Source organism: Streptomyces sp. NPDC001056 (assembly GCF_053598955.1).
On sequence record NZ_JBSFLI010000010.1, the window covers coordinates 194,710 to 220,112 of the forward strand.

Annotated in this window: 23 protein-coding genes; 15 read left to right on the top strand and 8 right to left on the bottom strand. The window is 71.3% G+C overall.

Features of this window, described 5'->3' with window-relative positions; genetic code table 11:
- Positions 1-8: 8 nt before the first annotated feature.
- Both scy and mce read right to left on the bottom strand, forming a co-directional pair.
- Positions 9-3,989, bottom strand: coding sequence for a polarized growth protein Scy (gene scy / locus ACWDD7_RS15180; protein ID WP_450457640.1), 3,981 nt, complete (start codon positions 3,987-3,989; stop codon positions 9-11).
- A 207-nt stretch (positions 3,990-4,196) separates the two neighbouring features.
- Positions 4,197-4,637 carry a methylmalonyl-CoA epimerase gene (gene mce / locus ACWDD7_RS15185; RefSeq protein WP_351877352.1) on the bottom strand — a complete coding sequence of 147 codons (441 nt, stop codon included), beginning with the start codon at positions 4,635-4,637 and terminating at the stop codon, positions 4,197-4,199.
- Between the two features lie 149 nt (positions 4,638-4,786).
- Between mce and ACWDD7_RS15190 the strand changes: the two genes are divergently transcribed.
- The 4 genes from ACWDD7_RS15190 (at position 4,787) to ACWDD7_RS15205 (ending at position 10,732) form a co-directional block, all read left to right on the top strand.
- Complete coding sequence (locus tag ACWDD7_RS15190; RefSeq protein ID WP_351877350.1) at positions 4,787-5,986, top strand: acetyl-CoA C-acetyltransferase; 1,200 nt, start codon at positions 4,787-4,789, stop codon at positions 5,984-5,986.
- A gap of 39 nt (positions 5,987-6,025) precedes the next feature.
- The gene (gene meaB / locus ACWDD7_RS15195; protein ID WP_351877348.1) at positions 6,026-6,982 is read left to right on the top strand and encodes a methylmalonyl Co-A mutase-associated GTPase MeaB; all 957 of its coding nucleotides are present in this window, start codon (positions 6,026-6,028) and stop codon (positions 6,980-6,982) included.
- A 359-nt stretch (positions 6,983-7,341) separates the two neighbouring features.
- Positions 7,342-8,541, top strand: a complete 1,200-nt coding sequence (locus ACWDD7_RS15200; RefSeq protein ID WP_450457641.1) for an MFS transporter — start codon at positions 7,342-7,344, stop codon at positions 8,539-8,541.
- A 226-nt stretch (positions 8,542-8,767) separates the two neighbouring features.
- Positions 8,768-10,732: a YncE family protein gene (locus tag ACWDD7_RS15205; RefSeq protein WP_450457642.1), complete on the top strand. Its 1,965-nt coding sequence runs from the start codon at positions 8,768-8,770 to the stop codon at positions 10,730-10,732.
- A gap of 83 nt (positions 10,733-10,815) precedes the next feature.
- Here ACWDD7_RS15205 and ACWDD7_RS15210 read toward each other — a convergent pair whose 3' ends face one another.
- From ACWDD7_RS15210 to ACWDD7_RS15225, 4 genes are all read right to left on the bottom strand, one after another.
- Complete coding sequence (locus ACWDD7_RS15210) at positions 10,816-11,292, bottom strand: MarR family winged helix-turn-helix transcriptional regulator (RefSeq protein WP_046424311.1); 477 nt, start codon at positions 11,290-11,292, stop codon at positions 10,816-10,818.
- Between the two features lie 92 nt (positions 11,293-11,384).
- The gene (locus ACWDD7_RS15215) at positions 11,385-12,218 is read right to left on the bottom strand and encodes an AIM24 family protein (protein ID WP_450457645.1); all 834 of its coding nucleotides are present in this window, start codon (positions 12,216-12,218) and stop codon (positions 11,385-11,387) included.
- Positions 12,215-12,865, bottom strand: a complete 651-nt coding sequence (locus ACWDD7_RS15220; RefSeq protein WP_351874377.1) for an AIM24 family protein — start codon at positions 12,863-12,865, stop codon at positions 12,215-12,217. The genes ACWDD7_RS15215 and ACWDD7_RS15220 overlap by 4 nt, the downstream gene beginning before the upstream one ends.
- A 1-nt stretch (position 12,866) precedes the next feature.
- Positions 12,867-13,499 (bottom strand): AIM24 family protein, encoded by a 633-nt coding sequence (locus ACWDD7_RS15225; RefSeq protein ID WP_351874455.1) that lies wholly within the window; start codon positions 13,497-13,499, stop codon positions 12,867-12,869.
- A gap of 237 nt (positions 13,500-13,736) precedes the next feature.
- On the opposite strand from ACWDD7_RS15225, the gene ACWDD7_RS15230 reads away from it, so the two are divergent.
- The 7 genes from ACWDD7_RS15230 to ACWDD7_RS15260 all read left to right on the top strand — a co-directional run bounded on the left by ACWDD7_RS15230 (position 13,737) and on the right by ACWDD7_RS15260 (position 18,687).
- Positions 13,737-14,081, top strand: a complete 345-nt coding sequence (locus ACWDD7_RS15230; RefSeq protein ID WP_285563361.1) for a DUF3817 domain-containing protein — start codon at positions 13,737-13,739, stop codon at positions 14,079-14,081.
- The gene (locus tag ACWDD7_RS15235) at positions 14,078-14,374 is read left to right on the top strand and encodes an MTH1187 family thiamine-binding protein (RefSeq protein ID WP_450457646.1); all 297 of its coding nucleotides are present in this window, start codon (positions 14,078-14,080) and stop codon (positions 14,372-14,374) included. Before ACWDD7_RS15230 ends, ACWDD7_RS15235 begins: the two co-directional genes overlap by 4 nt.
- 88 nt (positions 14,375-14,462) lie before the next feature.
- Positions 14,463-15,227 (top strand): hypothetical protein, encoded by a 765-nt coding sequence (locus ACWDD7_RS15240; RefSeq protein ID WP_351874380.1) that lies wholly within the window; start codon positions 14,463-14,465, stop codon positions 15,225-15,227.
- Entirely contained in the window at positions 15,224-15,916 is a 693-nt protein-coding gene (locus ACWDD7_RS15245; RefSeq protein ID WP_450457647.1) for a TetR/AcrR family transcriptional regulator, read from the top strand. Before ACWDD7_RS15240 ends, ACWDD7_RS15245 begins: the two co-directional genes overlap by 4 nt.
- 44 nt (positions 15,917-15,960) lie before the next feature.
- Positions 15,961-16,470 carry a MarR family winged helix-turn-helix transcriptional regulator gene (locus ACWDD7_RS15250; RefSeq protein WP_351874385.1) on the top strand — a complete coding sequence of 170 codons (510 nt, stop codon included), beginning with the start codon at positions 15,961-15,963 and terminating at the stop codon, positions 16,468-16,470.
- A 43-nt stretch (positions 16,471-16,513) separates the two neighbouring features.
- On the top strand, positions 16,514-16,852 hold the full coding sequence (locus ACWDD7_RS15255; protein WP_351874388.1) for a DUF3817 domain-containing protein: 339 nt from the start codon (positions 16,514-16,516) through the stop codon (positions 16,850-16,852).
- Positions 16,853-16,950: 98 nt separating this feature from the next.
- Entirely contained in the window at positions 16,951-18,687 is a 1,737-nt protein-coding gene (locus ACWDD7_RS15260; protein WP_450457648.1) for an acyl-CoA mutase large subunit family protein, read from the top strand.
- Positions 18,688-18,718: 31 nt separating this feature from the next.
- On the opposite strand, the gene ACWDD7_RS15265 is transcribed toward ACWDD7_RS15260, so the two are convergent.
- Entirely contained in the window at positions 18,719-19,336 is a 618-nt protein-coding gene (locus ACWDD7_RS15265; protein WP_351874395.1) for a TetR/AcrR family transcriptional regulator, read from the bottom strand.
- 219 nt (positions 19,337-19,555) lie between these two features.
- Between ACWDD7_RS15265 and ACWDD7_RS15270 the strand changes: the two genes are divergently transcribed.
- The 4 genes from ACWDD7_RS15270 to ACWDD7_RS15285 all read left to right on the top strand — a co-directional run bounded on the left by ACWDD7_RS15270 (position 19,556) and on the right by ACWDD7_RS15285 (position 23,808).
- Positions 19,556-20,533 (top strand): tetratricopeptide repeat protein, encoded by a 978-nt coding sequence (locus tag ACWDD7_RS15270; RefSeq protein ID WP_450457649.1) that lies wholly within the window; start codon positions 19,556-19,558, stop codon positions 20,531-20,533.
- A 623-nt stretch (positions 20,534-21,156) separates the two neighbouring features.
- Entirely contained in the window at positions 21,157-21,789 is a 633-nt protein-coding gene (locus ACWDD7_RS15275) for a DUF6230 family protein (protein ID WP_351874401.1), read from the top strand.
- Between the two features lie 116 nt (positions 21,790-21,905).
- Positions 21,906-22,466: a DUF6114 domain-containing protein gene (locus tag ACWDD7_RS15280; protein WP_351874404.1), complete on the top strand. Its 561-nt coding sequence runs from the start codon at positions 21,906-21,908 to the stop codon at positions 22,464-22,466.
- Complete coding sequence (locus tag ACWDD7_RS15285; protein ID WP_450457650.1) at positions 22,456-23,808, top strand: hypothetical protein; 1,353 nt, start codon at positions 22,456-22,458, stop codon at positions 23,806-23,808. Before ACWDD7_RS15280 ends, ACWDD7_RS15285 begins: the two co-directional genes overlap by 11 nt.
- A 99-nt stretch (positions 23,809-23,907) precedes the next feature.
- On the opposite strand, the gene pyk is transcribed toward ACWDD7_RS15285, so the two are convergent.
- Positions 23,908-25,332, bottom strand: coding sequence for a pyruvate kinase (gene pyk / locus ACWDD7_RS15290; RefSeq protein WP_351874410.1), 1,425 nt, complete (start codon positions 25,330-25,332; stop codon positions 23,908-23,910).
- Between the last annotated feature and the right edge of the window lie 71 nt (positions 25,333-25,403).

The window sequence follows — 25,403 nt, forward strand, 5'->3', positions numbered from 1 at the left end:
CTCGGATGCTAGCCGTCTGACGACTTGCCACCCGAACGGGGGGCTCCGACCGTCGCGCTTGCCTTGACCGAGCCGTCCTTGCCGGCACCCGGTGCCTCGAAGGACTCCAACGCGTCCAGCACATCCTGGACGCGGGAGATCTCGGCGTTGATGTCCTTGCGCCTGCGCACCAGGACCTCCAGCTCGCGCTTGCCCTCCTCGACCGAGCGCCGCGCCTCCTGGATCGCCTCCGCCTTCAGCTCCTCGGCCTCCTTGACCACCCGGGCCTTCTTCTGCTCGGCCTCCTTCAGCAGGCCCTCCGCCTTCTTGACGGCGGCGATGCGCACCTTCCCCGCCTCGGAGTCGGCGTCCGAGAGGATCTCCTTCGCCTTCGCCTGGGCCTTCTCCAGCTGTTCCTCGGCGGCCTTGATGAGCGCGTCGCAGCGGTCACCGGTGGACTTCATCGTCTCGGCGGCCTCGCGGCGGGCCCGCGCGTGCAGCTCCTCGATCTCCGCGGTGACCCGCTCGCGCAGCTCCTCGGCACGCTCCCGGATCGCGGTCGCGTCCCGGCGGGCGCCCACCAGCAGCTCGTCCGCGTCCGTGCGGGCCTTCTCGACCAGCGAGTTGCCCTCGATGGTCGACTCGGAGACGATCCGCTCCGCCTCGCTGCGGGCCGCGCCCACCATGGTGTCGGCCTGCGCCTCGGCGTCCGCCGTGGTCTTCAGCGCCTGCTGCTGCGCCTCGGTGAGCAGCTTGTCCGCCTCGGCCGTGGTCTCGCCGATGAGCTTGTCGACCTGTTCCGCCGCCTCCGAACGCCGCTTGTTGGCGTCCTTGCGGGCCTCGTCCAGGGTCCGCTCGGCCTCCTTGCGCGCTGTACCGACGAGCCGCTCGGCCTCCGCCTCCGCGTCCGCCTTGACCCGCTCGGCCTCGGCCCGCGTCTGCTCGGCGTGCGCCTGCGCGGAGCCCACGGTCTCGGCGGCCTCGGCCCGCAGCCGCTCCGCCTCCGTGGTGGCCTCGCCGACCAGCCTGTCGGCGGCGGCCCGTGCCTTTGCCCGTACGCGCTCGGCCTCCGCCACGGACTCGGAGCGCACGCGCTCGGCCTCCGCCATGGACTCCGAGCGCACGCGCTCGGCCTCGGCCACGGACTCGGAGCGCACGCGCTCGGCCTCGGCCGCTGTCTCCGTCTGGAGCCGCTCCGCCTCCGCGACCGTCTCCGTCTGGAGAAGCTCGGCCTCCTTGCGCGCCTCCGTGATGAGGGTGTCCGCCTGCGTCGCCGCGTCCGAACGGATGCGGTTGGCGTCCTCGCGGGCGTCCGCCCGGGTCCGCGCCGCCGCCTGGTCCGCCTCGGCCAGCGCGTCCGACGCCTCGGTGCGCACCCGCTGCGCGTACTCGCCCGCGTCCGCCCGCAGCCGCTCGGCCTCCGCCGCCGCCTCCGCGAGGGTGCGCTCGGCCAGTGCCCGAGCCGCCTCGGACTCCTCGTGCGCCTCCTGCCGCAGCCGCCCCGCGTCCTCGCCCGCCCGCTCCCGCTCGGCGTGCGCGTCGGCCCGCAGCCGGTCGGCCTGCTCCTCGGCCTCCCGCTTCGTACGCTCCGCAGCGTGCTCGGCGGCCGAACGCAGCCCGGCGATCTCCTCCTGCGCCTGCTCCTGCAGCCCGGCCACGGAGTCCCGCACCTGCTGCGCGTGCTGCTCGGCCGCGGAGACCATCTCACCGGCCCGCCGCTCGGCCTCCTCGACCAGACGGACCGCCTCGGCCTGCGCGTCCTCGACCCGCTTGCGCGCCGAGGCCAGTAGCTCCTCGCTCTGCTCCCGGGCCCGCCGGCGCTCCTCGTCGGCCTCCTCGCGGGCCGCGCCGAGCAGCTCCTCGGCCTCGCGCCGGCGCCGGGCGGCCTCCTCCTGCGCGGCGGCCAGCGTCTCGGACGCCTCGGCGGCCAGCCGCTCGGCGGCGCCCTGCGCCTCCGCGCGCACCCGGTCGGCGCTCTCCTGCGCCTCCGTCTTCAGCCGCTCCGCCTCGGCCGCGGCCTCCGTGCGCAGCCGTACGGCGACGGCCTCGCCCTCGGCGCGGGACACGGACGCGTCCGACGCGGCCTCGTTGCGCAGCCGGTCCGCCTCGGTCTCGGCCTGCTCCTGGAGCGTCCGGATCCGCTCGGCGGCCTCGGCGCGCAGCCGCTCGGCCTCCTCGGCGGCCTCCTTGCGGATCCGCGCGGCCTCCGCGCGGGCGTCCGTCAGCGCCTGCTCGGCCGACGTCAGCCGCTCCTGCGCCTCGTCGCCCAGCCGGGTCAGTTCCTCGGCGGCCTCCGCGCGCCGCGCCTCGACCGCCTTGTCGGTCTCCTCGCGCAGCTCCTGGGCCGCCTTCTCGGCCTCCGCCCGGACGGACCCGGCCCGCTCGTCGGCCTCGGTGCGCAGCCGCTCGGCCTCCGCGCGGGCGCGCTCCAGCGTCTCCTCGGCCTGCCGGCGCAGCGCCGTGGCGCGCTCGATGGCCTCGGTGCGCACCTTCTCGCTGTCGGCGGTCGCCTTCTGCCGCAGCTCGTCGGCGTCCGCCTTGGCCTTGGCCAGCAGCTCCTCGGCGGACTTGGCCGCCTCCTCGATCTTGGTGACCGACTCCCGGCGGGCCTCCGCCCGGATCGACTCGCCCTCGGCCACCGCGTCGGACCGCAGCTGCTCGGCCTCGCCGCGCAGCCGGCGCGCCTCCTCCTGCAGCTCGACCGTCTTGGCGCGGTACTCCTCGGTGTCGTCCTTCGCCGCGCCCTTGAGCTGCTCGGCGATGTCGTGCGCCTCGGCACGCAGCCGGTCCGCCTCGGCCTCGGCCTCCTTGCGGATGCGATCGGCCTTCTCCGCGGCGGCCCTCGTGGTCTTCTGGGCGTCCTCCGACGCCTTGTTGAGGACCTCCTCGGCGGTCCTGGCCGCCTTGGACAGCTGGGAGGCGGTCTCCTCGGCGGTGACCGTCCGTGCCTTCTCCACGGCCTCGGCGACGATCTTCTCCGCCTCGGCGCGGGCGTCCGCCACCAGCTGCTCGGCCTCCGAGCGGGTGCTCTCGGCCTCCTTGGTGGCCTCCGCGACCAGCCGCGCGACCTGCTCCTTGGCGGTGCGGGTGCGCGTCTCGTTGGCCGCCTCGGCGCCCGCCAGCGTCTTGGCCGCGGCCTCCTCGGCCTCGGTGACCAGCTTCTCGGCCTCGGACTGCGCCTTGCGCAGCGCCTCCTCCGCCTCGGCCATCCGCTTCTCGGCGGCCCGGCTCAGCTCCGTCGCCTGCCGGCGGGCGGCGTCCGACTCGGTGGCCGTGGTGGTGCGCAGCCGCTCGGCGTGCTCGGCGGCCTCCTGGGCCTGCGTGGACGCCGCGTTCAGCAGCCGCTCGGCGTCGGTGCGGGCCCGGCGCAGGATCTGCTCGGCCTCGGCGCGGGCCTCCTCCGCCTCGCCGCGCAGCCGGTCCCGGGCCTCCCGGGTCAGCCGCTCGGCCTCCGCGCGGGCGGCGGCCATCGCCTGCTCGGCCTCCGCGCGGGACTCGTCGAGCAGCCGGCGGGCCTGCTGCTCGGTACGGGCGCGCAGCTGCTCCGCCCACGCCACGTTCTCGTTGACGTGCGACTCGACGGTCGCCCTGCGCTCGGCCAGCTCCTGGTCCAGCTGCTGGCGCCGGGTCACCGCCTCCTGGTGCAGCTCGGCCTGGAGCCGGGCGGCCTGCTCGGCGTGCTCCTGGAGGATCCGCTGCGTCTGCGCGCGGACCTGGCTCAGCTCGCGCTCGGCGTCCTGCCGCAGCTGCTCCGCCTGCATCTGGGCATTGCGGAGCAACTGTTCGGCCTGGTAGCCGATGTCGCCGCCGTCGAAGGCGGGACGGGTCATCAGGGTGCGGCGCGCCTCGTGCAGCTTGGCGCGCAGCACCTCGACCTGGTAGCCGAGGTCCTCGGCGTGCTGGATCGCCTTTTCCCGCTCGGTCCTCAGCCGCTTCATATCGGCCTCGAACCGAGAGAGGTGGTCGACGTCAGCCGCCGGCTCTCGCTCCTGGCTCTCGTAGCCCCGCACTGCGCGGTCCCATCCGTCCCCTGGTCAGCTTCTAATGAGCCACGTCCAACCGCCGAACGGGGCCCCCGGGGGAATGGTGTCAGATCAACGGCGGAGCACCGGCTGCTGCCCCGACGCACGTCCCCCGAAACCCGGACCCCGGCATGCGGCCGCCCCAGAGGTTCAGGGACGACCGCCCCCAACCCTACCGGCCCTTATGTACGGGGGTCAGTGCTCTGCGGACTCAACCGGGGCCGAAGTCACCAGTTCCGTGAGGACTCCATGGCAGTCCTTGGGGTGCAGGAAGGTGATCCGGGACCCCATGGAGCCCCGCCGCGGCTCGTCGTAGAGCACCCGCACGCCCTTGCCCCGGATGTCCTCGGAGTCGGCGTCGACGTCCGCCGTGCCGAAGGCGATGTGGTGCACGCCCTCGCCGTTCTTGGCCAGCCATTTGCCGACCGCGGAGTCCTCGCGGGTCGGTTCCAGCAGCTGGAGGTAGGAGGCGCCGCCGTCGGACGTCTCGTTGATCTTGAGCATGGCCTCGCGCACGCCCTGTTCCTCGTTGACTTCGGTGTGGAACACCTCGAAGCCGTACGTGGCCCGGTAGAACTCGACAGTGGCGTCGAGGTTGTGGCAGGCGATCCCGATGTGGTCGATTCGCGTCAGCATGGTTTCAGTGCAGCGCTACGGCGGTGGTTACGCAACGTGCGCGCGATCACACCTACAGAGCGATGACGGCACGGAGTGACTCTCAGTACATTCGATGTAAACCCTCGTTCACTCCTCGGCTCTGCGTAGCTGGAAGGGGATCGCACCTCATGTCTTCTGGAACGAACAGCTCGGTGATCGTCGCGGGCGCCCGTACGCCCATGGGACGACTGCTCGGCTCCCTGAAGTCCTTCTCCGCGGCCGACCTGGGCGGTTTCGCCATCAAGGCCGCCCTGGACCGCGCCGGCATCGGCGGTGACCAGGTGCAGTACGTGATCATGGGCCAGGTGCTGCAGGCCGGCGCCGGCCAGATCCCGGCCCGCCAGGCCGCCGTCAAGGGTGGCATCCCGATGAGCGTCCCGGCCCTCACCGTCAACAAGGTGTGCCTCTCCGGGCTCGACGCCATCGCCCTGGCCGACCAGCTGATCCGCGCCGGCGAGTTCGACATCGTCGTGGCGGGCGGCATGGAGTCCATGACCAACGCGCCGCACCTGCTGCCCAAGTCCCGTGAGGGCTACAAGTACGGCTCGATCGAGGTCATCGACTCGATGGCGCACGACGGTCTGACCGACTCCTTCGAGAACATCGCCATGGGCGAGTCGACCGAGCACCACAACACCCGCCTCGGCATCGGCCGCCTCGCGCAGGACGAGATCGGCGCCCTGTCCCACCAGCGGGCCGCCGCCGCGCAGAAGAACGGCGTGTTCGAGGCCGAGATCACCCCCGTGGAGATCCCGCAGCGCAAGGGTGACCCGATCCTGTTCAGCAAGGACGAGGGCATCCGCGCCGACACCACCGTGGAGACCCTGGGCAAGCTGCGCCCGTCCTTCACCAAGGACGGCACCATCACCGCCGGCACCTCCTCGCAGATCTCCGACGGCGCCGCCGCCGTGGTCGTGATGAGCAAGGCCAAGGCCGAGGAGCTGGGCCTGGAGTGGCTCGCCGAGATCGGCGCGCACGGCAATGTGGCGGGCCCGGACAACTCGCTGCACTCCCAGCCGTCCAACGCCATCCTCAACGCCCTGAAGAAGGAGGGCCGCGAGGTCGCCGACCTCGACCTGATCGAGATCAACGAGGCGTTCGCCTCAGTCACCGTGCAGTCAATGAAGGACCTCGGTGTTTCCACGGAAAAGGTGAACGTCAACGGCGGCGCGATCGCGCTCGGCCACCCGATCGGCATGTCCGGCGCCCGCCTCGTGCTCCACTTGGCGCTGGAGCTCAAGCGCCGGGGCGGCGGCATCGGCGCGGCCGCGCTGTGCGGTGGCGGCGGCCAGGGTGACGCCCTGATCGTGCGGGTACCGAAGGCCTGAGTCCTTCCGTCAGGTCGGTGAAGTGAACGGAGCTGTGTGATGCAGGACGTCTCCTCTCTGGTGGCCCAGGCGAGGGAAGGCCGGCCGCGGGCCGTGGCCCGGCTGATCTCCCTGGTGGAGGGGGCGTCCCCGCAGCTCAGGGAGGTCATGGCGGCGCTGGCCCCGCTGACCGGCAACGCCTATGTGGTGGGCCTGACCGGCTCACCGGGCGTCGGCAAGTCGACCTCCACGTCCGCGCTCGTCGCGGCCTACCGCAAGCAGGGCAGGCGGGTCGGCGTCCTGGCCGTCGACCCGTCCTCGCCCTTCTCCGGCGGCGCCCTGCTGGGCGACCGCGTGCGCATGTCGGAGCACGCCTCCGACCCCGGCGTCTACATCCGCTCCATGGCCACCCGGGGCCATCTCGGCGGCCTCGCCTGGTCCGCCCCGCAGGCGATCCGCGTCCTGGACGCGGCCGGCTGCGACGTGGTCCTGGTCGAGACGGTCGGCGTGGGCCAGTCGGAGGTGGAGATCGCCGCCCAGGCGGACACCTCCGTGGTGCTCCTGGCCCCGGGCATGGGCGACGGCATCCAGGCCGCCAAGGCGGGCATCCTGGAGATCGGCGACGTCTACGTCGTCAACAAGGCGGACCGGGACGGGGCCGACGCCACCGCCCGCGAGCTCAACCACATGCTGGGCCTCGGCGAGGCCCGCAGGCCGGGCGACTGGCGGCCGCCGATCGTGAAGACGGTCGCGTCGCGCGCCGAGGGCGTGGACGAACTGGTCGAGGCCCTGGAGAAGCACCGCGCCTGGATGGAGGAGCACGGCGTCCTCACCGAACGCCGGCGCGCCCGCGCGTCCCGCGAGGTGGAGACCATCGCGGTCACGGCCCTGCGTCAACGCATCGGCGACCTCCATGGCGACCGCCGCCTCAGCGCCCTCGCGGAACGGATCGTCGCCGGCGAACTCGACCCCTACCGCGCGGCGGACGACCTGGTAGCGGGCCTCACCGAGCACTGAGCCGCCCCGGAGGGGGGAGGGGCCGCCCTGCTCGGGGGGCGAGTCTGCTCGGGTGGGCCGGGTCTGCCCGGGTGGGCCGGGTCTGGTGTGGGGCGGGGCTGAGCCGGGTCGGGAAGAGCGAGTCCGCTCGGGCGGGTGAGCCCCCGGGCTGGTCGGGAAGGTCGGGTCCGGCCCGGGAGGACGAATCCGGTCGGGAGGCGCGGGTCCCGGGGGCGGTCTGGCCAACATCCGTCCTGGGCGGTTAAGTTGGGTTCATGTTCCTCCTCCTGGCATAGAGCACGCCCGCGCGCGACGCCGTGACACTTCCGGCGCCGCGTGCCTCGGTGTGCCCTTTTCCGCCTCCACCAGAGGAACCTCGCATGTCCACGCATGCTCCCGTGCGGCCCTCGTACGCCGCCGTGCTGCGCCTTCCGCACGCCCGCCGCACCTTCACGGCCGCCCTGACCGCCCGCCTCTCCTACGGCACCGTGTCGATCGCGGTGATGCTGTCCGTCACGCGCGCCACCGGCTCCTACGCCGTGTCCGGCGCGCTGATGTCCCTGTTCGGCGCCATGTCGGTCTTCCTGATGCCGGTGCGTGGCGCCCTGATCGACCGGCACGGGCCCCGCCGGGCCCTCGGGCCCATGGCGCTCGTGTACGGCGCCCTGCTGACCCTGCTCGCCGTCCTGACCTGGCGTCCCGGCGCGCCGGTGGCCCTGCTCCTCACGGTGGCGGCGCTCGCCGGTGCGTGTACGCCGCCGCTCGGGCCGACGATGCGCGCGCTGTGGGCCGAACTCGCCCCCGACCGGCACGTGTTGCAGCGCGCGTACAGCCTCGACGGCGTCGCCGAGGAACTGCTCTTCGTCTCCGGCCCCGTCCTGGTCGGCATCCTGACCGGGTTCGCCCCGCCGGCCGCCGGGATCGTGCTCAGCGCGGTGCTGATCGTGGGCGGCACCGGCGTCTTCGTCGCGTCACCGGTGATGCCGGGCCCGAGGCCCGCCGCCCGGGGCAGGCGGCTCGGGGGCGTCTCCGGTCTGCTCGCCCCCGCCGTCGTCGCCCTCGGCGTCGGGCTGACCCTCAGCGGGGTGGACCTGCTGACCATGGCGTATGCCGCCGCGCACGCGTACGACACCGACCTCGTCCCGTGGGTGCTTGGCGCACTCTCCGCGGGCAGCGCGCTGGGGGGCCTCGCGAACGGAGCGGTGCGGTGGCTGGCGCCGGCCCGCACCAGGCTGCTCCGCCTCGCCGTGGCGCTGGGCCTGGTGGTCGCGGTGGCCGGTCTGGCGCCCAACCTCTGGGTACTCACCGCCGCGCTGGCCCTCGCCGGGGCGTTCATCGCGCCGACCCTGACGACGGCGTACCTGGCAGCGGACGAGTCCGTGTCCGCCGAGTCCCGTACGCAGGCCGGCGCGTGGGTGAACATGGGTGTGAACGCGGGGAGTTCGACCGGCGCCCTCGCAACTGGCCTGCTGATCGGCCGACTTCCGCTGGGCGTCTGCTTCCTGGTGGCCGGTGGCACGGCTCTGGTGTCCGCCGTCGCGGCCGGGGCTGGTCGCCTGCCGCGGCCACGTCGCGGCTGAACGCGCGGTTCCCCGCGCCCCGTTCGGGTCCACGTAAAGCCGTCTACAGGAGACCTTCGCATCCCCGAAAACCTCTCCGCAATCGTCACAGGAATGCCATACGCTTCCTCCAGCAGCCGCGCCCCGCGCGTCACCGCAGCCCAGCGGTCCTGTCCGGGTGCTGCGCGGCGCCTCATCCCCCCGGTCGTGCACCGGGTTTCCTTGTGGGGGTAACAGCACTGTGCGCATGCGCAGCATCTCGACCGCGACGGCTCTCGCGGTCCTCTTCGGCTCGGCGGCGCTGAGCCTCGGTGCCGCCGGCACCGCCTCGGCCGCTCCGGCCGCCCATGTCACCTCGCCCGCGGGCCTCGCCGTGGACGGCGCCGCGAAGCGGGTGTTCGTCGGCGACAGCGCGAACGGCACCGTCACGGCCGCCGACTACTCCGGTGCCGTCCTCGGATCGGTCGACGGAGTCACCGGCGTCAGCGACCTCGCGGTCTCGGACGACGGGGCGACCGTGTACGCGGCGGCGCCCGCGATCCACGAGATCTGGGCCATCGACGCGAACACGCTCGCCGTCAAGGCCCGCTACACCGTCTCCACCAACACAGGCCCGCGCCATGTCGCGTTCAGCGGCGGCAAGGTCTGGTTCTCCTACGGCGACCAGTGGGACGGCGACCTCGGTTCCGTCGACCCGTCGGTGGACCCGGCGAGCGGCACCGACCCGGTGTCGCTGGGGCAGTTCCCGACCGAGGGCACCTCGATCGGCATCTGGGGCCAGGCCCTGCTGGACACCGACCCGACCCAGCCGGGCGTCCTCGCGGTCGCCGAGACCGGACTGTCCACGGACTCGCTCGCCGTGCTCGACGTCTCCAGCGGCAAGCCCGCCCTGGTCGCCTGGCACATCGGCGACTACTCGCTGAACGACGGCATCGGGGACATCGACCTGGTGCCCGGTGGCAAGCAGGTCCTGGTCAACGGCCGGGACCGGGACGCCTACGCAGACGGCACGTTCAAGGCCGCCGGCTCCTACCCCAGCGGCCAGTTCGCCGACATCGCCTCCAACGGACTCGTCGCCCAGGCCGCCGGCGGCAAGATCCTGACGTACCGGCCCGACGCCACCCTGCCGCTGCGCACCTACGACGAGGGCACCTCCCACGCGGCCGACCTCGCCTGGGCGCCGGACGACTCCCGGATCTTCGCGCTGGTCGGCACGGACGCCCAGAACGCCGGCTACACCCTCAAGGTGCTGACCGGCCCGGCGCTGAACAACCCGACCCTGACGGTCAACGCCCCGGCGAGCGCGACCCGCGCCAAGCAGCTCACCGTCACCGGCAGGCTGACCGCGACGGTCCCGCTGCCGGCCGGAGTGACGCTCCAGGTCACCCGGGTCGACCTGGACTCCCCGAGCGGCAAGGCGCTGCCCGCCGTCACAGTGCGGCCGGACGGCACGTACTCCTTCTCCGACACCCCGCCCGCCGGCGGGACGGTCACCTACAAGGTGACGTACGCGGGCGACGCCGCGCACTCCGCGGTCACCGCGAAGGACAAGGTCGACGTCTCCCGCGCCTCGACCTCGCTGAGCCTGAACAACAACGGCAAGGTGTACTCCTACGGCGCCGACGTGAAGTTCACGGCGCACCTGGGGACGACGTACAAGAACCGCACGGTCGAGCTCTGGGCCAATCCCTACGGCGGCGACAAGCCCAACAAGCTGCTCAAATCGGGGAAGGTCGACTCCCACGGCAACATCTCCGTGACCGTCGACATGACCCGCGACACCGACGTCACCGCGGTCTTCAAGGGCGACGCCCGCTACAAGCCGAAGACGGTCAGGTCCACGGGCTACGCCAAGGTGAAGACCTCCACCGCGGTGACGAGGTACTACAAGAAGGCCAAGATCGGGTCGACGACGTACTACTGGTTCCACAAGAACACCGACCCGCTGCTCACCACGACCATGACGTACTACCCGGGCCGCGAGCAGCGCATGGACCTCCAGGTCTACTACAGCGGCAAGTGGTACACCGTCGACGGCAGCCCGGAGTACTTCAAGCTCGGTTCGAACGGCAAGTCGGCCGTGAACCTGGGCGCCCCCGGCACCTCCGGCATCAAGGCCCGCACGCGCTCGTCGTACATCGACAACTCCTCGGGCGACAACGTCAACACGACGACGTACGGCTCGTGGAAGTACCTGTACTTCTCCAACTGACCGCGCCGCCGACGAACGGCCGCCGCCGGGCCCTGTACGCCCGGCGGCGGCCGTTCGTCACCCTCCGGGGCCGGTCCGCCGGCCTAGGGACGCCCCCGCTGTCCCCTCAGGTGCTCGGCGATCGGCTTGAGCGCCTTGTCCAGTTCCACCAACGCCTCCGGCGAGAGCAGATCGATGAAGTGCCGCCGCACGGACGACACATGGTGCGGCGCCACCTTCTTCATCGTCTCCATGCCATGCTCCGTGAGCACCGCATACAGCCCCCGCCGATCCGACTCACAGTTCTCGCGGCGCACGAGGTCCGCGTTCTCCATCCGGGTGATCTGGTGCGAAAGCCGGCTCTTGGACTGCAACGTCGCGGAGGCGAGGTCGCTCATCCGCATCCGTACGTCCTCCGACTCGGACAGGTTCACGAGGATCTCGTAATCGTTCATCGTCAGGCCGAACGGCTGCAGATCCTTCTCCAGCTGGTACGTCAACAGCCTGTTGACCTCCAGGTGGGTGCGCCAGGCGCACTGCTCCGCATCGGTCAGCCAGCGCGTGGCCGTCTCGGTCTCCATGAATGAAGTCTACCTAAGAAGTTGAATGGCGAACTAATTCGGGTGGTGTGACTGTGCGCACGCGTTCGATGTCACACTCCGCAGACTACCGCTCACAGCCCGAAGCGACGCTGGAGGTCCCCCAGCTGTCCGGGAAGGCGCGGTGCGCCGGACGGTTGCGGACCGTGTCCGGGCCATCCCGGTGCGCCACCGCCGGGCGTGCCCGGATCGGACGGAACGACCCCTGTGTCGACCTCCGCCATCAGTGCCTCCGACGACTGCAACAACACCGTCCCGGCGCCCACGAACTCGAACTGGTGCTCCTCGCCGGAGACCCCGCCCAGGCCCGTCATCGCACGTAGACCGCCCAGTACGCCGGTCAGGTACCCATGGTCGTAGTGATGGCACGGGGAGGGGCAGTCGGCCCAGCCGACGAGTGCCTGGGGGTCCACCCGAAGGGGAGGTTCCATGAACACCACCGGACCGTTAGATGCGGCCACGAACCTTCCGGTTCCGATGAGGGTCAGGAATCCCGGCACGATCGATTGTTTGAGCGCAAGACTTGGCTGAAAAGCGAGCAGATTGCCCGCGCGAATGGTCAGGTTCCCGTCGTCCAGGTCGTACGAATTGACGTCGAAGGCCCGGTCGGCGAGCAGCATCTTGCCCGAGCCGCGGGCCACGACCCAGTCGCTCGCGTGCAGTGGCGAATGGAACGAGGTGCGGACGAGATGGTCCAGCCGGCCGTGTCCGATGCCGTCGAACTCGATCGCCCCGTAGTAGGCGATCATCTTCCCCTTCTGGAGGAACCACTGCCCGTCCTTGAGCTCGACGCAGAACGTGTAACTGTTCACGTTGTCGTCGGCGGGCAGGGTCGTCGGGTCGTACACCACCGGGCCGCCGGGGCCGCCGGGGCCGGCGGTGCCGTACGTGCCTCCGTACGCGCTCACAGCTTCTCCTCCGAGGCCTGGACGTACACCGTGCCGCTGCCGCTGAGCTCCAACTGGAACGCCTCGCCGGAGCCGCGGCCCACCATCTCGCGCCAGCCGAGCGCGGCGGAGAGTCTGTTGCGGACGTCGCCGTGGTGGGCGACGTAGGCCTGCGGGTCGACATGCACCGGGCGGTCGGGTCCGATCGGCAGTTCGAAGACGCCGCCGTGCGCCATCACGGCGACCGCGCCCCGGCCCTGGAGGGTGGTGGTGAACAGCCCCTGGCCGGTGACCTGGCCCCGGACCAGGCCCATGACACCGCCCTGGGAGCCCATGAACATGGTGCCCTGGCGCAGCGTGCCCTCGAAGGCGAGCAGGCGGTCGGCCTCCACGTAGAGGGTGTCGCCGGTGAGGTGGATGACATGGACGTGGTGGCCGCCGTGCCCGAAGAACACCGTGCCGCTGCCCTCGACGGTCATCAGCGGGGTCGCCTCGCCGGTCACCCGGCGCCCCAGCATGGACATCACCCCGCCCTGGCCGCCCTGGACGTTGGGCGTGAAGGAGACGTCCCCCTTGTAGGCGAGCATCGCCCCGCGCTGGCTGAACAGCCGCTGCCCGGGCAGCACGGTCGCCTCGACCATCTTGGAGTTGATCTCTCGGAAGGTCATCTCACACGTCCCCCGCGATCGTGTTCCGCTCGCTCGGCTGCACGTACACCAGTCCGTCCCCCTCGAAGCGGATCTGGAAGGCCTCGCCGCCGCCCTCTCCGAGAAAGGTGCGGAAGGTCACACCGGACTGGAAGGACTGCCGGAGACGGCCCTGATGGGCGATGTACGCGCCCGGATCGACCGTCAGCGGGTACTGCGGGCCGACCCGGAGCACCACCGCGGGACCGTCGGACATGATCGCCGCCTGGCCGTGCCCCTCCACCGTCGTGGTGAACAGGCCGTTGCCCTGGGAGGCGCCGCGCAGCCCCGTGAACGTCGTGCCCGTACGCAGCGCCCCGTCCGTCACCAGCAGGTTGCTCGACTCGACGTACAGCTTCTCGCCCTGGAGGCGCACCAGGTTGATCTCGGTCGCCCGGTCGGCGAACCAGCAGGTCCCGTGCCCCTTCACCTCCATCACCGCCATCTGCTCACCGGTGAGCCGGCGGGTCACCATCCCGCGCAGCCCCTCGCCGCCCCCGGTCAGCTTCCTGAAGGACATCTGCCCGTCGTACGCGACCATCGAGCCGTTCTTCGCCTTCACGGCGTCCCCGGTCATCTCGACGGCGAGCACCTTGCTGCCTTGCAATCGGAACATCGCCACGCTGGGAACGTAGCGTCAGCGCGGGTGGGCCGAACAGCACCCACGGGTGGAGCCGCACCCTGAGCGGACCCCCAGGGGCGCGGTTTGCCACAATGGCGACACGCTTGTGCGTGCGTTCACAAATCGGCAGCCCCCGACGGCGCTCCGTAACCACCGGACCGGCGACCACCGGACCGGTGACCGTCGGACCGGCCCGCCGCCACTCCTCGCAACTCCCATCGAAGGTGACCCGTGGACATCAAGACCGCCACCGCCATCCGCCGCCTCCGCCTCGTCTCCGCCCCCGAGGCCGTGTCCTTCATCGTCCTGCTCGTCTGCTCGGTACTGAAGCGGACCACGGACTTCAACGCGGTGCCCGTGATGGGCGCGGTCCACGGTGTCCTGTTCGTGCTGTACGTGCTCTTCTGGGCCGACGCCTGGAACCGTGCCAAGTGGAGCCTCGGCACCGCCGCCCTCTACTTCGTCCTCTCGGTGCTGCCCACCGGCGGCTTCTTCGCCGAGCGCAAGCTGCGCCGCGAGGCCGAGGACGCCGTGATCGCGGCCCGCGCCCGCAAGGAAGGGGTCGTGAACGCATGATCGTCGCCTTCTCCGTGACGCCCCTCGGCGTCGGCGAGGACGTCGGGGAGTACGTCGCCGAGGCCGTGCGCGTGGTCCGCGAGTCGGGCCTGCCCAACCGCACCGACGCCATGTTCACCTCCGTCGAGGGCGAGTGGGCCGAGGTCATGGACGTCGTCCGGCGTGCCGTCGCCGCCGTGGAGGAACGCGCCCCGCGCGTCTCGCTCGTCCTCAAGGCCGACATCCGGCCCGGCGTGACCGACGGCCTCACCTCCAAGGTGGAGACGGTCGAACGCCACCTCGCGGGCCAGTAGTTTTGAGCGACCGCTCAAAGGGAAGTACCTTCTCCTTGAAGATCCTTTGAGCGGTCGCTCAAACAGTGGCCTGACGTGGGGGAACACCATGGGTCTCTATACGGAGACACACATACGCGCCGACCTCGACCGCCTGTGGGCGCACACCCAGGACCCCGTCCTGCACCGCCGCTGGTACCTGCTCGTCACCGAGCTGCGCCACCTGCCGAGCGCCCCGGGCGAGCCGCGTCCCTTCCGCTTCACCGCGCGCCTGCCCCCGTTCCTCACCCTGGCCGGCACCGGCGTCTCGGCCGGCGAGAAGGAACGCCCCGACGGCACCCGCGCCTCCGCCCTGTGCTTCTCCTCCACCCACCCCCTCGGCCTGATCGCCGAGGGCGGCGGCTACTGGCGCTACGTCCCCGACGACCAGGGCGTCCGCTTCCTCACCGGCTACGACTACCGCCCCCGCGGCGGAGCCCTCGGCGCCGCGGCCGACCGCGTCCTGGTCCGCCCGCTGCTCGACTGGGCCACCGCCTGGTCCTTCGACCGGCTCAGGCTCTGGCTGGAGCGCGGCATCACCCCCGAGCGCGCCCTGCGCAACTGGCTCGCCGAGATCGCCGTCCGCGCCCTGCTGCTCACCGTGTGCCTCGGCGGACTGCGCCAGGAACCGCTGCTGCGCGTGTTCGGCCCGTTCGCCGCCGCCATGGCCTACCTCTGCCCGGTGCTGCTGCTCGCCGTGGTCTGCCTCGCCCTGTTCAAGTCGCCGCTTGGGTGCACCCCCGCCGCCCGCCGCTGCCTGCGCGCCCCCGCCACCCAGACCCGGGCGCCGCGGCTGCTGCACACCCTCCGGAAACGTGCGGAGGCGCCCGCGTGAGCCCCGAGACGGCGAAGGCCCGGGAGACCAAGACCAAGCTGCTGGAGGGCGCCCTGCGCACGCTCACCGAGCAGGGCATCGCCAAGACCTCGGCCCGCACGGTGGCCGCGGCGGCCGGCGTCAACCAGGCGCTGGTCTTCTACCACTTCGGCACGGTGGACGAGCTGCTCGCGGCGGCCTGCCGGTACGGCGCGGAGCGGGCGGTCGCCCGGTACCGCGCGCGGCTCGCCGCGGTGACCTCCCTGTCCGAGCTGCTCGCCGTCGGCCGCGAGATCCATGAGCGCGAGCGGGACGGCGGCCATGTCGCCCTCCTCGGCCAGCTGCTCGCCGGAGCCCCGACCCATGTGGCGCTCGGGCCCGCCACCGCGGCGGGGCTGCGGCTGTGGATCGCCGAGATCGAGCAGGTGCTCGGGCGGCTGCTCGCGGCGACGCCGTTCGCCGAGTTCATGGACCCGGCGGGACTCGCGCGGACGGTGGCCGCGTCGTTCGTGGGGATCGAGCTGTACGAGGGGGTCGACGAGGCCGGGGCGGAGGCGGCGCTCGACGCACTCGATCAACTCGCTGTGCTGGTGGGTGCGCTGGAGGAACTGGGTCCCGTGGCGCAACGGGCCGTGCGGCACAGGCTGCGGCGGGCGGGGCGCGAGCCGGGGCGCCCGCACCGGGAGGCGCACCCCGCGGGCGAAAAATGAGACGGAGCTGACCGGCATATGACCGGCGGGTAGGGTCTGATGACGTGCCGAAGCCACTCAGCCTCCCGTTCGACCCCATCGCCCGCGCCGACGAGCTGTGGCAGCAGCGCTGGGGAAACGTGCCCTCCATGGCCGCGATCACCTCGATCATGCGGGCCCAGCAGATCCTGCTCGCCGAGGTGGACGCGGTGGTCAAGCCGTACGGGCTGACGTTCGCCCGTTACGAGGCGCTGGTGCTGCTCACCTTCTCCAAGGCCGGTGAGCTTCCGATGTCCAAGATCGGCGAGCGGCTGATGGTGCACCCCACGTCCGTGACGAACACCGTCGACCGGCTGGTGAAGTCCGGCCTCGTCGCCAAGCGCCCGAACCCGAACGACGGCCGCGGGACGCTCGCCGTGATCACCGACAAGGGCCGCGAGGTGGTCGACGCGGCCTCCCGTGACCTCATGGCCATGGACTTCGGCCTCGGGGCGTACGACGCCGAGGAGTGCCGGGAGATCTTCGCGATGTTCCGCCCGCTGCGGATCGCGGCGCACGACTTCGACGAGGGGTGACCCCGGCCAAGATCTCCCGGAACGGGTGGTTACGCTCGACTCCATGAAGAAGAGCGTGCTGACCCGCTACCGCGTCATGGCCTACACCACGGGTGTCCTGCTGGTGCTGCTGTGCCTGAGCATGATCGCGAAGTACGGGCTGGACATCAGCGGCGCGGCCGACATGACCCGCGTCGTCGCCATCGCCCACGGCTGGCTGTACGTCGTCTACCTGGTCTTCGCCTTCGACCTGGGCTCCAAGGCGAAGTGGCCGGTCGGCAAGCAGCTGTGGGTGCTGCTCGCGGGCACCATCCCGACCGCCGCGTTCTTCGTGGAGCGGAAGATCAGCCACGAGCTGGACGGCAAGATCGCCGGCCGGACCCCGGCCGTCGCCGAGGCGTAGCCCGCCGCGACGCGGTCCTCGGCCGCAGCCGCCGTACGGCACCCGTACGGCGGCTCTGCCATCGACATTTACTAGGACGTCCAAGTAAATTCGATGGTATGGACGCTCACGCCATCGAGGAGGGCCGCCGGCGCTGGCAGGCCCGATACGACGCCGCGCGGACGCGTGACGCCGCCGGGACCCCGGGGGCGGAGCCCCCGCGGGACTGGACACGTTCCACCCTTTCCGGGGAACCGGTGGAGCCCGTCTACGGGCCGCGGCCCGGGGACACGTACGAGGGATTCGAGCGGATCGGCTGGCCGGGGGAGTACCCGTTCACGCGCGGGCTCCACCCGACCGGCTACCGCGGGCGCACCTGGACGATCCGGCAGTTCGCCGGGTTCGGGAACGCCGAGCAGACCAACGAGCGGTACAAGATGATCCTCGCCGCGGGCGGCGGCGGTCTCTCCGTGGCGTTCGACATGCCCACGCTGATGGGCCGCGACTCCGACGATCCCCGCTCGCTCGGCGAGGTCGGCCACTGCGGGGTCGCGATCGACTCGGCCGCCGACATGGAGGTCCTGTTCAAGGACATCCCGCTCGGCGAGGTGACCACCTCCATGACGATCAGCGGGCCCGCCGTGCCCGTCTTCTGCATGTACCTGGTCGCCGCGGAGCGGCAGGGCGTGGACACGTCGGTCCTCGACGGCACGCTCCAGACCGACATCTTCAAGGAGTACATCGCGCAGAAGGAGTGGCTCTTCGGGCCGGAGCCGCATCTGCGCCTGATCGGCGACCTCATGGAGTACTGCGCGGCCGGCATCCCCGCCTACAAGCCGCTGTCCGTCTCCGGCTACCACATCCGCGAGGCCGGGGCGACGGCCGCGCAGGAGCTGGCGTACACGCTCGCGGACGGCTTCGGGTACGTCGAACTGGGCAGGAGCCGGGGCCTGGACGTCGACGTGTTCGCGCCCGGCCTGTCGTTCTTCTTCGACGCCCACGTCGATTTCTTCGAGGAGATCGCCAAGTTCCGCGCCGCCCGGCGCATCTGGGCGCGCTGGATGCGGGACGTGTACGGCGCGCGCAGCGAGAGGGCGCAGTGGCTGCGGTTCCACACGCAGACCGCCGGGGTCTCGCTGACCGCGCAGCAGCCGTACAACAACGTGGTCCGCACCGCCGTGGAAGCGCTGGCCGCGGTGCTCGGCGGGACCAACTCGCTGCACACCAACGCCCTGGACGAGACGCTGGCGCTGCCCAGCGAGCAGGCCGCGGAGATCGCGCTGCGCACCCAGCAGGTGCTGATGGAGGAGACCGGCGTAGCCCATGTGGCGGACCCGCTGGGGGGTTCGTGGTACGTCGAGCAGCTGACGGACCGGATCGAGGCGGACGCGGAGAAGATCTTCGAGCGGATCAGGGAGCGGGGGCTCGCCGCGCATCCGGACGGGCGGCATCCCGTCGGGCCGATCACCTCCGGGATCCTGCGCGGGATCGAGGACGGCTGGTTCACCGGCGAGATCGCCGAGTCCGCGTTCCGCTACCAGCGGGCCCTGGAGAAGGGCGAGAAGAAGGTGGTGGGCGTCAACGCGCACACCGGTTCCGTCACCGGCGAACTGGAGATCCTGCGCGTGAGCCACGAGGTGGAGCGCGAGCAGGTGCGGATCCTCCGGGAGCGCAGGGCGGCGCGGGACGGGGCGGCCGTACGCACCGCCCTCGACGCGCTGCTGGCCGCGGCCCGCGACGGCTCCGGCATGATCGAGCCGATGCTGTCCGCGGTCCGCGCGGAGGCGACCCTCGGCGAGATCTGCGGGGTACTGCGCGAGGAGTGGGGGGAGTACACGGAGCCCGCGGGATTCTGACGGCCCCCCGGGGACTCGGGCCCCAGGGGCCTCAGGCGGGCGCCACGAGCCCCAGCAGCAGCACCCTGGTGAAACCGCGCACCCACGTCTCGTCCGCCGGCTTGCCGCTGACCAGGGTGCGGTGGACGACGGCGCCGGCGACCATGTCGAAGGTGAGGTCGACGGTGCGGGCGGTCTCCTCCGGGTCGGCCTCGGGCGGGAGTTCGCCGCGGGCCTGGGCGCGGGCCCGGCCCTCCACGACCAGCCGTTTCTGGCGTTCCACGACCGAGACGCGGATGCGTTCGCGCAGCGGTTCGTCGCGGGTCGACTCGGCGACCACGCCCATGAGGCCGCTACGGCACTCGGGGCGGTCCAGGAGTGCCGCGAACTGGAGCACCACGCCCTCGATGTCCGCGGCCAGGCTGCCCGCGTCGGGCAGTCGCAGCTCGTCGAAGAGTTCCGCGACGGCGTCGACGACCAGCTCGTTCTTGCCGGCCCAGCGGCGGTAGAGGGTGGTCTTCGCCACCCCGGCGCGTGTCGCCACGTCCTGGAGCGTGAGCTTGGACCAGCCCAGTTCCACCAGCGCTTCCCGGGTCGCGGCCAGGATGGCGGCGTCCGCGGCGGCGCTGCGCGGGCGCCCGGGACGGCCGGCGGGGGTGCGGCTCTGCATTCCCCGACCATAACCGGCCGGTAGCGGCCGGTTCTGATATGTCGTGAGGGAGATCACCGGGATGCGGTGTCGCGTGACCGCTCCTTGCTATTACGCTACGGGTCGTAGCGAAAGCTCGCGACGGACGTACGCGGGTGTGACAACGCGGCGCGGGTGGGGACCCGGCGCCGGACATCGACGCTTTTTTCTTCAGGCACCGGAACAGGGGAGGATAGACGCATGCAGCCACGGAACATGTCCATGAGCGGCGTGGTCGACCTCGCCGCGGTGAAGGCGGCCCAGGAGGCCAAGGCCAAGGCCGAGCAGGCGCGCGCGGAGGCGGCCCGGCAGGGCGGCACCGGCGCCGTCTCCCCGGCCGATCTCGTCATCGACGTCGATGAGGCGGGCTTCGAGCGGGAGGTCCTCCAGCGCTCCGCCGAGGTGCCCGTCGTCATCGACTTCTGGGCCGAGTGGTGTCAGCCCTGCAAACAGCTGAGCCCGGTCCTGGAGCGGTTGGCCGTCGAGTACGACGGTCGCTTCCTCCTCGCCAAGATCGACGTCGACGCCAACCAGATGCTGATGCAGCAGTTCGGGGTGCAGGGCATCCCGGCGGTGTTCGCCGTCGTGGCGGGGCAGGCGCTGCCCCTGTTCCAGGGCACGGCCCCCGAGGAGCAGATCCGGGGGACCCTCGACCAGCTGGTGCAGGTCGCCGAGGAGCGCTTCGGCCTGACCGGTCTGACCGTCGACCCGGACGCCCGGCCGGGCGGCGCGGCCGGTGCCGGTGCCGAGGCCCCGGTGGGTCCGTACGACGCCCTCCTGAACGCGGCCGCCGAGGCGCTGGACGCCGGCGACCTGGACGGCGCGGTGCGCGCCTACCAGAACGTACTGGCCGACGACCCGACCCACCCCGAGGCCCAACTCGGCCTTGCGCAGGCCGAGTTGCTGCGCCGGGTGCAGGGTATGGACCCGCAGAGGGTGCGCCGGGAGGCGGCCGAGCAGCCGAAGGACGCGGCCGCGCAGATCGCCGCCGCCGACCTGGACCTGGTGGGCGGTCATGTCGAGGACGCGTTCGGGCGGTTGATCGAGACCGTGCAGCGCACGGCGGGTGAGGACCGGGACACGGTGCGCCGCCGGCTCCTGGAGCTGTTCGAGGTCGTGGGCCCCGAGGATCCGCGGGTGATCGGCGCACGCCGGGCGCTCGCGCGGGCGCTTTTCTGACCGGTCGCTCTACGCCACGGCCTGTGACGCCGGGGTGAAGGGTTTGCCGACGAGGCGTTGAAGCCGCTCCGCTTTACCAAATCTTGGTAATCGGGGCGGCTGTTACTCCGAGTAAATCAGGGCCGTTGATCTGTCTGGTTTCGTACAGAGATCAACGGCTTTGTTCTGCCCAGCGATGCCACCGAGTGTCGCCCTCCGAGATCACCTGGTCGTTCCTCGGTTATCCGGCCGTTACTAGCCAGTAACGAACCCCCTTGTGCAGTCGGCCGGAATGCACCACGATCGGCGACGCTCGGTCCATTCCCGTACCCCGGCATCCGGTCGGGGCGAGGGAGACTGTGGGTCCCCACCGAGCAGAGCCGGCGGCAGTGGCGCCGGCTCTTGGGCAGGGGGGTCTTCGCCGGCCGGTGAAGCCTGTCCAGCAAGGTTGTGCGTGATGTGTGTCAGGCGCGACCAGTGGTTGTCGCTCGGGGGTGATCGCCGGTGGATCAGGTGCGTAACGTGCCTGCGAGTACGGGCGCTCTCCTTCCCGAGGACGTAGCACTTCTCCCATCCCTGTCCGGCTGAGCCGCCGTCCGTGGGCGACTCCGGGCCAGGAGATGTACGTCCGAGAAGGAGGAAATATGGAGTCCCAGGTGCGTGGCGGGACCAGATGGAAGCGGTTCGCTGTGGTCATGGTGCCCAGCGTCGCCGCCACGGCGTGTATAGGTGTCGCCCTCGCTCAGGGTGCGCTGGCCGCCTCGTTCAGCGTGTCCGGTCAGTCGTTCAAGGTGACCGCCGACAAGCTGGTGGGCCAGGGCTTCGAGCAGTACGGCGCGCTCGACAACGGCTACACCCTCAGTGGTGACCAGACCGTCCACCCGGTCGCGGTCTCGGGGTTCAACTCCGCCGAGATCACGAACATGTGCCAGTCGGTCGTCACGCCGAACATCCCGGTGCTGGGCTCGGTGAGCCTCGTGCTGAAGGCGGGCGCGGACAAGCCGGTCGAGGCCAGCCAGCTGTACATCGACCTCGACGACCTCAGCGCCGACGCCACCTTCAAGAACATCGACATCGGTGTTGCGGCCAAGGACGCTGCCAAGGGTCCGGGCATGAAGGGTGGGAAGGAGCAGGCGAACCCGTTCGGCTTCGCGCAGCAGGCCGACTCGGCCACGCTGACCGGCGTGAAGCAGACGGCGTGGGCGACCACGGCCGGCACCTTCAAGCTCAGTGGCCTGCACATGACCGTGCAGACGGGCACGCACGAGTGCTACTAGGCACTCGGTGACGGGCGGGGGAGCCGATGGCGCCCCCGCCCGCGCCACATCCGCCGCGTCTTCACACGCGGCACACGTCATCACCACAGCAACGCCGCACCAGGGAGCTGTTTTCCATGAGCGCCGAGACCCCTGCCGCCGACCCCGGCCAGTTCCACGTCCGGAGGCAGCAGTTCCGCGCCTGGCGGGGCACGCGTCCGTTCTGGGCCGGACTGTTCGTCCTGCTCGGCGGCTTTCCGATCATGTACTTCCCGTACGCGCACCTCCAGCTGGGACACCTCACGCTGGCGATGGCGACCACCGCGGGAGCGGGATCCCTGATCATCGGTGTGCTGCTCGTCGTGCTGGGCATCAGCCTCTGGTTCCAGAAGCATGTACGCACCTTCGCGGGAGTCGCCGCGATCCTGCTGGCACTGGTGTCCCTGCCCGTCTCCAACTTCGGTGGCTTCGTCCTCGGCTTCTTCTTCTCCCTCATCGGCGGAGCGATGGCCGTGGCGTGGGCACCGGGCGAGCCCGGCCTTGCGGAGCCGCAGGCCGACGAGGCCGCCCCGGGCGCGGGCGGTGCACCCGAGGCCGCGCCGCTGCCCGGCCAGGGCGCGGACGGCACGTACGAGCCGAACGACCTGTCAGGAACGAGCCCGGCCAACGGGGCGAACGGGAGGCACAGTGCCGGCTGACGAGGTGAGCCGCGGGAGCGATGCGGACGAGTCCCGCGGGAGAACCGGACCCCGCCACGCGGCCCCCAGAAAGCCGCTGTTCACCAGGTTCCACATGCCGGCCGGCAAGGCGATAGCCACCGTGGCGATGCCGACGGCCGTGCTCATGGGCATGGGCTTCACCTCCACGCTCGCCCTCGCGGCGGGCAACGGCGGCAGCCCGGCCCCCTCGCCCACCGCCAAGAGCCTGACGGCGGACGAGTACAAGGACTGCGTCAAGGCGCTGGACGGCGCCAAGGACCCCTCGGCCTCGCCGTCGCCGTCGGCCTCGGCGGACAAGTCCACCGACACGCCCACGCCTTCGGCCACGCCGAGCGGGGACGCCACGAAGGACACCGCCAAGGACACGTCGGGCTCCTCGACGTCCACGGATTCGGGTTCGGGTTCCGCGGGCAGGACCACGCCGAAGCCGACCGAGACGTCCGGGTCGTCCGACTCGGGCTCCGGCTCGGACTCGGGTTCCGGTACGACGACGCCGAGCACCTCGCCGAGCCAGAGCAGCGGCGGCGGACTGCTCGGCACCATCGGCGACACCCTGGGCACCATCCTCACCGGCGGCCAGAACACCACCGCCACGCCCTCCGCGAGTGCCACGCCCACGGCGACCCCCTCGCCGTCCGCGACCGGCTCCACGACGTCGTCGTCCGGCACGAAGCCGTCCGACACCGTCAAGGACACGACGTCCAAGGCCGTCGACACGGTCGGGGGCACGGTGAAGAACACCACCGGCACGGTCTCCAAGGCGGTCGACGCGGCGGGCAAGGCGGTCAAGGACACGGCGGACTCGGCGACCCCGAGCCCGTCCGCGAGCGCGAGCCCCTCGGCGCAGGACTGCCCGGCGGCCACCACCGACCAGGGCGGCGTCGACAACCCGGTGCCGGTGGCGGACGACCCCTGGTACCTCCAGGCCAGCTCGCTGCTGCTCAAGGGCGCCGACTACCAGGGCATCGTGGAGGTGAGGACGGCGAACGGCACCACCAAGAAGGTGCTGAAGTACGTCATCTCCGACGGCACGGACATCGGCGACCTGCACCAGACGGTGCACGACTCGCTGTCCGGCAAGACGTACCACGTCCAGGCGTCCAAGGGTTCGACGTCGACCATCCGCGACGGCAAGACCGTGATGTACACCGAAAAGATCTCGGGCAACCTGTTCGGGCTGATCCCCATGACGTTCAGCCCCGACAGCCCGCCGCCCCTGAACCTCCCGCTGATCTACTTCACCAACGTGAAGGTGACCCAGGCGGCCCAGTTCGGCGGCAGCCTGCACGTGCCCGGGATGCACGTGTACACGACCGGCTGACCGGTCCCCCAGACCCTTCCGGGAGCCGCAACACCGCAGAGGGCGCCCCCTGTTCGCAGGGGGCGCCCTCAGCGCCGTACAAGGCCCGTGCGGGGTGTGTCAGTTGTCGCTGCCCAGGTGGTGCACCCGGATCATGTTGGTGGTGCCCGGGACGCCGGGGGGCGAGCCGGCCGTGATGACCACGGTGTCGCCCGGCTCGAAGCGGCTCAGCCTGGCCAGCTCCTGGTCCACCTGGTCGACCATGTCGTCGGTGGTGTCCACGAACGGCACCACGTGCGGCTCCACGCCCCAGCTCAGCGTGAGCTGGTTGCGGGTGGCCTCCTCGGTGGTGAAGGCGAGGATCGGCTGGGCGGCACGGTAGCGCGAGAGGCGGCGCGCGGTGTCACCGGACTTGGTGAACGCGACCAGGCCCCGGCCGCCGAGGAAGTCGGCGATCTCGCAGGCCGCGCGGGCCACCGAACCGCCCTGCGTGCGCGGCTTCTTGCCCGGCACCAGCGGCTGAAGGCCCTTGGACAGCAGCTCCTGCTCGGCGGCCTGGACGATCTTCGACATCGTCTTGACCGTCTCGATCGGGTAGGCGCCCACCGAGGACTCGGCGGACAGCATCACCGCGTCGGCGCCGTCCAGGATCGCGTTGGCCACGTCGGAGGCCTCGGCGCGGGTCGGCCGGGAGTTGGTGATCATCGACTCCATCATCTGGGTCGCCACGATCACCGGCTTGGCGTTGCGCCGGCACAGCTCGATCAGGCGCTTCTGCACCATCGGGACCTTTTCGAGCGGGTACTCCACCGCGAGGTCGCCGCGGGCCACCATCACGGCGTCGAACGCCGCGACGACGTCCTGCATGTTCTCCACCGCCTGCGGCTTCTCCACCTTGGCGATGACCGGGACCCGGCGGCCCTCCTCGTCCATGACGCGGTGCACGTCCTGGACGTCCTTGGCGTCCCGCACGAAGGACAGCGCGACCATGTCGCAGCCCATGCGCAGCGCGAAGCGCAGGTCCTCGACGTCCTTCTCGCTCAGCGCGGGCACGTTGACGGCCGCGCCGGGCAGGTTGATGCCCTTGTGGTCGGAGACGACGCCGCCCTCGATCACGATCGTCCGGACCCGGGGGCCCTCCACGTCCACGACCTTCAGCTCGACGTTGCCGTCGTTGATCAGGACCTGGTCGCCGCGTGAGACGTCGCCCGGCAGCCCCTTGTACGTCGTCCCGCAGATGTGCCGGTCGCCGGGCACGTCCTCGGTGGTGATGACGAACTCGTCACCGCGTTCGAGCTCGACCGGGCCCTCGGCGAAGGTCTCCAGACGGATCTTGGGGCCCTGGAGGTCGGCGAGGACGCCGATGGGCCGGCCGGTCTCCTTGGACGCGGCCCGGACGCGGTCGTACCGCGCCTGGTGCTCGGCGTGGGAGCCATGGCTGAAGTTGAAGCGGGCCACGTTCATGCCCGCCTCGATCATGGCGACGAGCTTCTCGTGGGAGTCGACCGCGGGGCCGAGAGTACAGACGATTTTCGAACGGCGCATGGGGCGATCCTATCGGTTTGTTTCGCTACGGAATATTCCGTCTGGCGGAAGATACAAATGAGAGGCGTCCT

Coding starts and splice junctions, on each gene's coding strand:
- mce (WP_351877352.1), bottom strand. CDS start 4,637: ATGCTGACGCGAATCGACCACATCGGGATCGCCTGCCACAACCTCGAC.
- ACWDD7_RS15190 (WP_351877350.1), top strand. CDS start 4,787: ATGTCTTCTGGAACGAACAGCTCGGTGATCGTCGCGGGCGCCCGTACG.
- meaB (WP_351877348.1), top strand. CDS start 6,026: ATGCAGGACGTCTCCTCTCTGGTGGCCCAGGCGAGGGAAGGCCGGCCG.
- ACWDD7_RS15200 (WP_450457641.1), top strand. CDS start 7,342: ATGTCCACGCATGCTCCCGTGCGGCCCTCGTACGCCGCCGTGCTGCGC.
- ACWDD7_RS15205 (WP_450457642.1), top strand. CDS start 8,768: ATGCGCAGCATCTCGACCGCGACGGCTCTCGCGGTCCTCTTCGGCTCG.
- ACWDD7_RS15210 (WP_046424311.1), bottom strand. CDS start 11,292: ATGGAGACCGAGACGGCCACGCGCTGGCTGACCGATGCGGAGCAGTGC.
- ACWDD7_RS15220 (WP_351874377.1), bottom strand. CDS start 12,865: ATGACCTTCCGAGAGATCAACTCCAAGATGGTCGAGGCGACCGTGCTG.
- ACWDD7_RS15225 (WP_351874455.1), bottom strand. CDS start 13,499: ATGTTCCGATTGCAAGGCAGCAAGGTGCTCGCCGTCGAGATGACCGGG.
- ACWDD7_RS15235 (WP_450457646.1), top strand. CDS start 14,078: ATGATCGTCGCCTTCTCCGTGACGCCCCTCGGCGTCGGCGAGGACGTC.
- ACWDD7_RS15240 (WP_351874380.1), top strand. CDS start 14,463: ATGGGTCTCTATACGGAGACACACATACGCGCCGACCTCGACCGCCTG.
- ACWDD7_RS15255 (WP_351874388.1), top strand. CDS start 16,514: ATGAAGAAGAGCGTGCTGACCCGCTACCGCGTCATGGCCTACACCACG.
- ACWDD7_RS15260 (WP_450457648.1), top strand. CDS start 16,951: ATGGACGCTCACGCCATCGAGGAGGGCCGCCGGCGCTGGCAGGCCCGA.
- ACWDD7_RS15265 (WP_351874395.1), bottom strand. CDS start 19,336: ATGCAGAGCCGCACCCCCGCCGGCCGTCCCGGGCGCCCGCGCAGCGCC.
- ACWDD7_RS15270 (WP_450457649.1), top strand. CDS start 19,556: ATGCAGCCACGGAACATGTCCATGAGCGGCGTGGTCGACCTCGCCGCG.
- ACWDD7_RS15275 (WP_351874401.1), top strand. CDS start 21,157: ATGGAGTCCCAGGTGCGTGGCGGGACCAGATGGAAGCGGTTCGCTGTG.
- ACWDD7_RS15280 (WP_351874404.1), top strand. CDS start 21,906: ATGAGCGCCGAGACCCCTGCCGCCGACCCCGGCCAGTTCCACGTCCGG.
- pyk (WP_351874410.1), bottom strand. CDS start 25,332: ATGCGCCGTTCGAAAATCGTCTGTACTCTCGGCCCCGCGGTCGACTCC.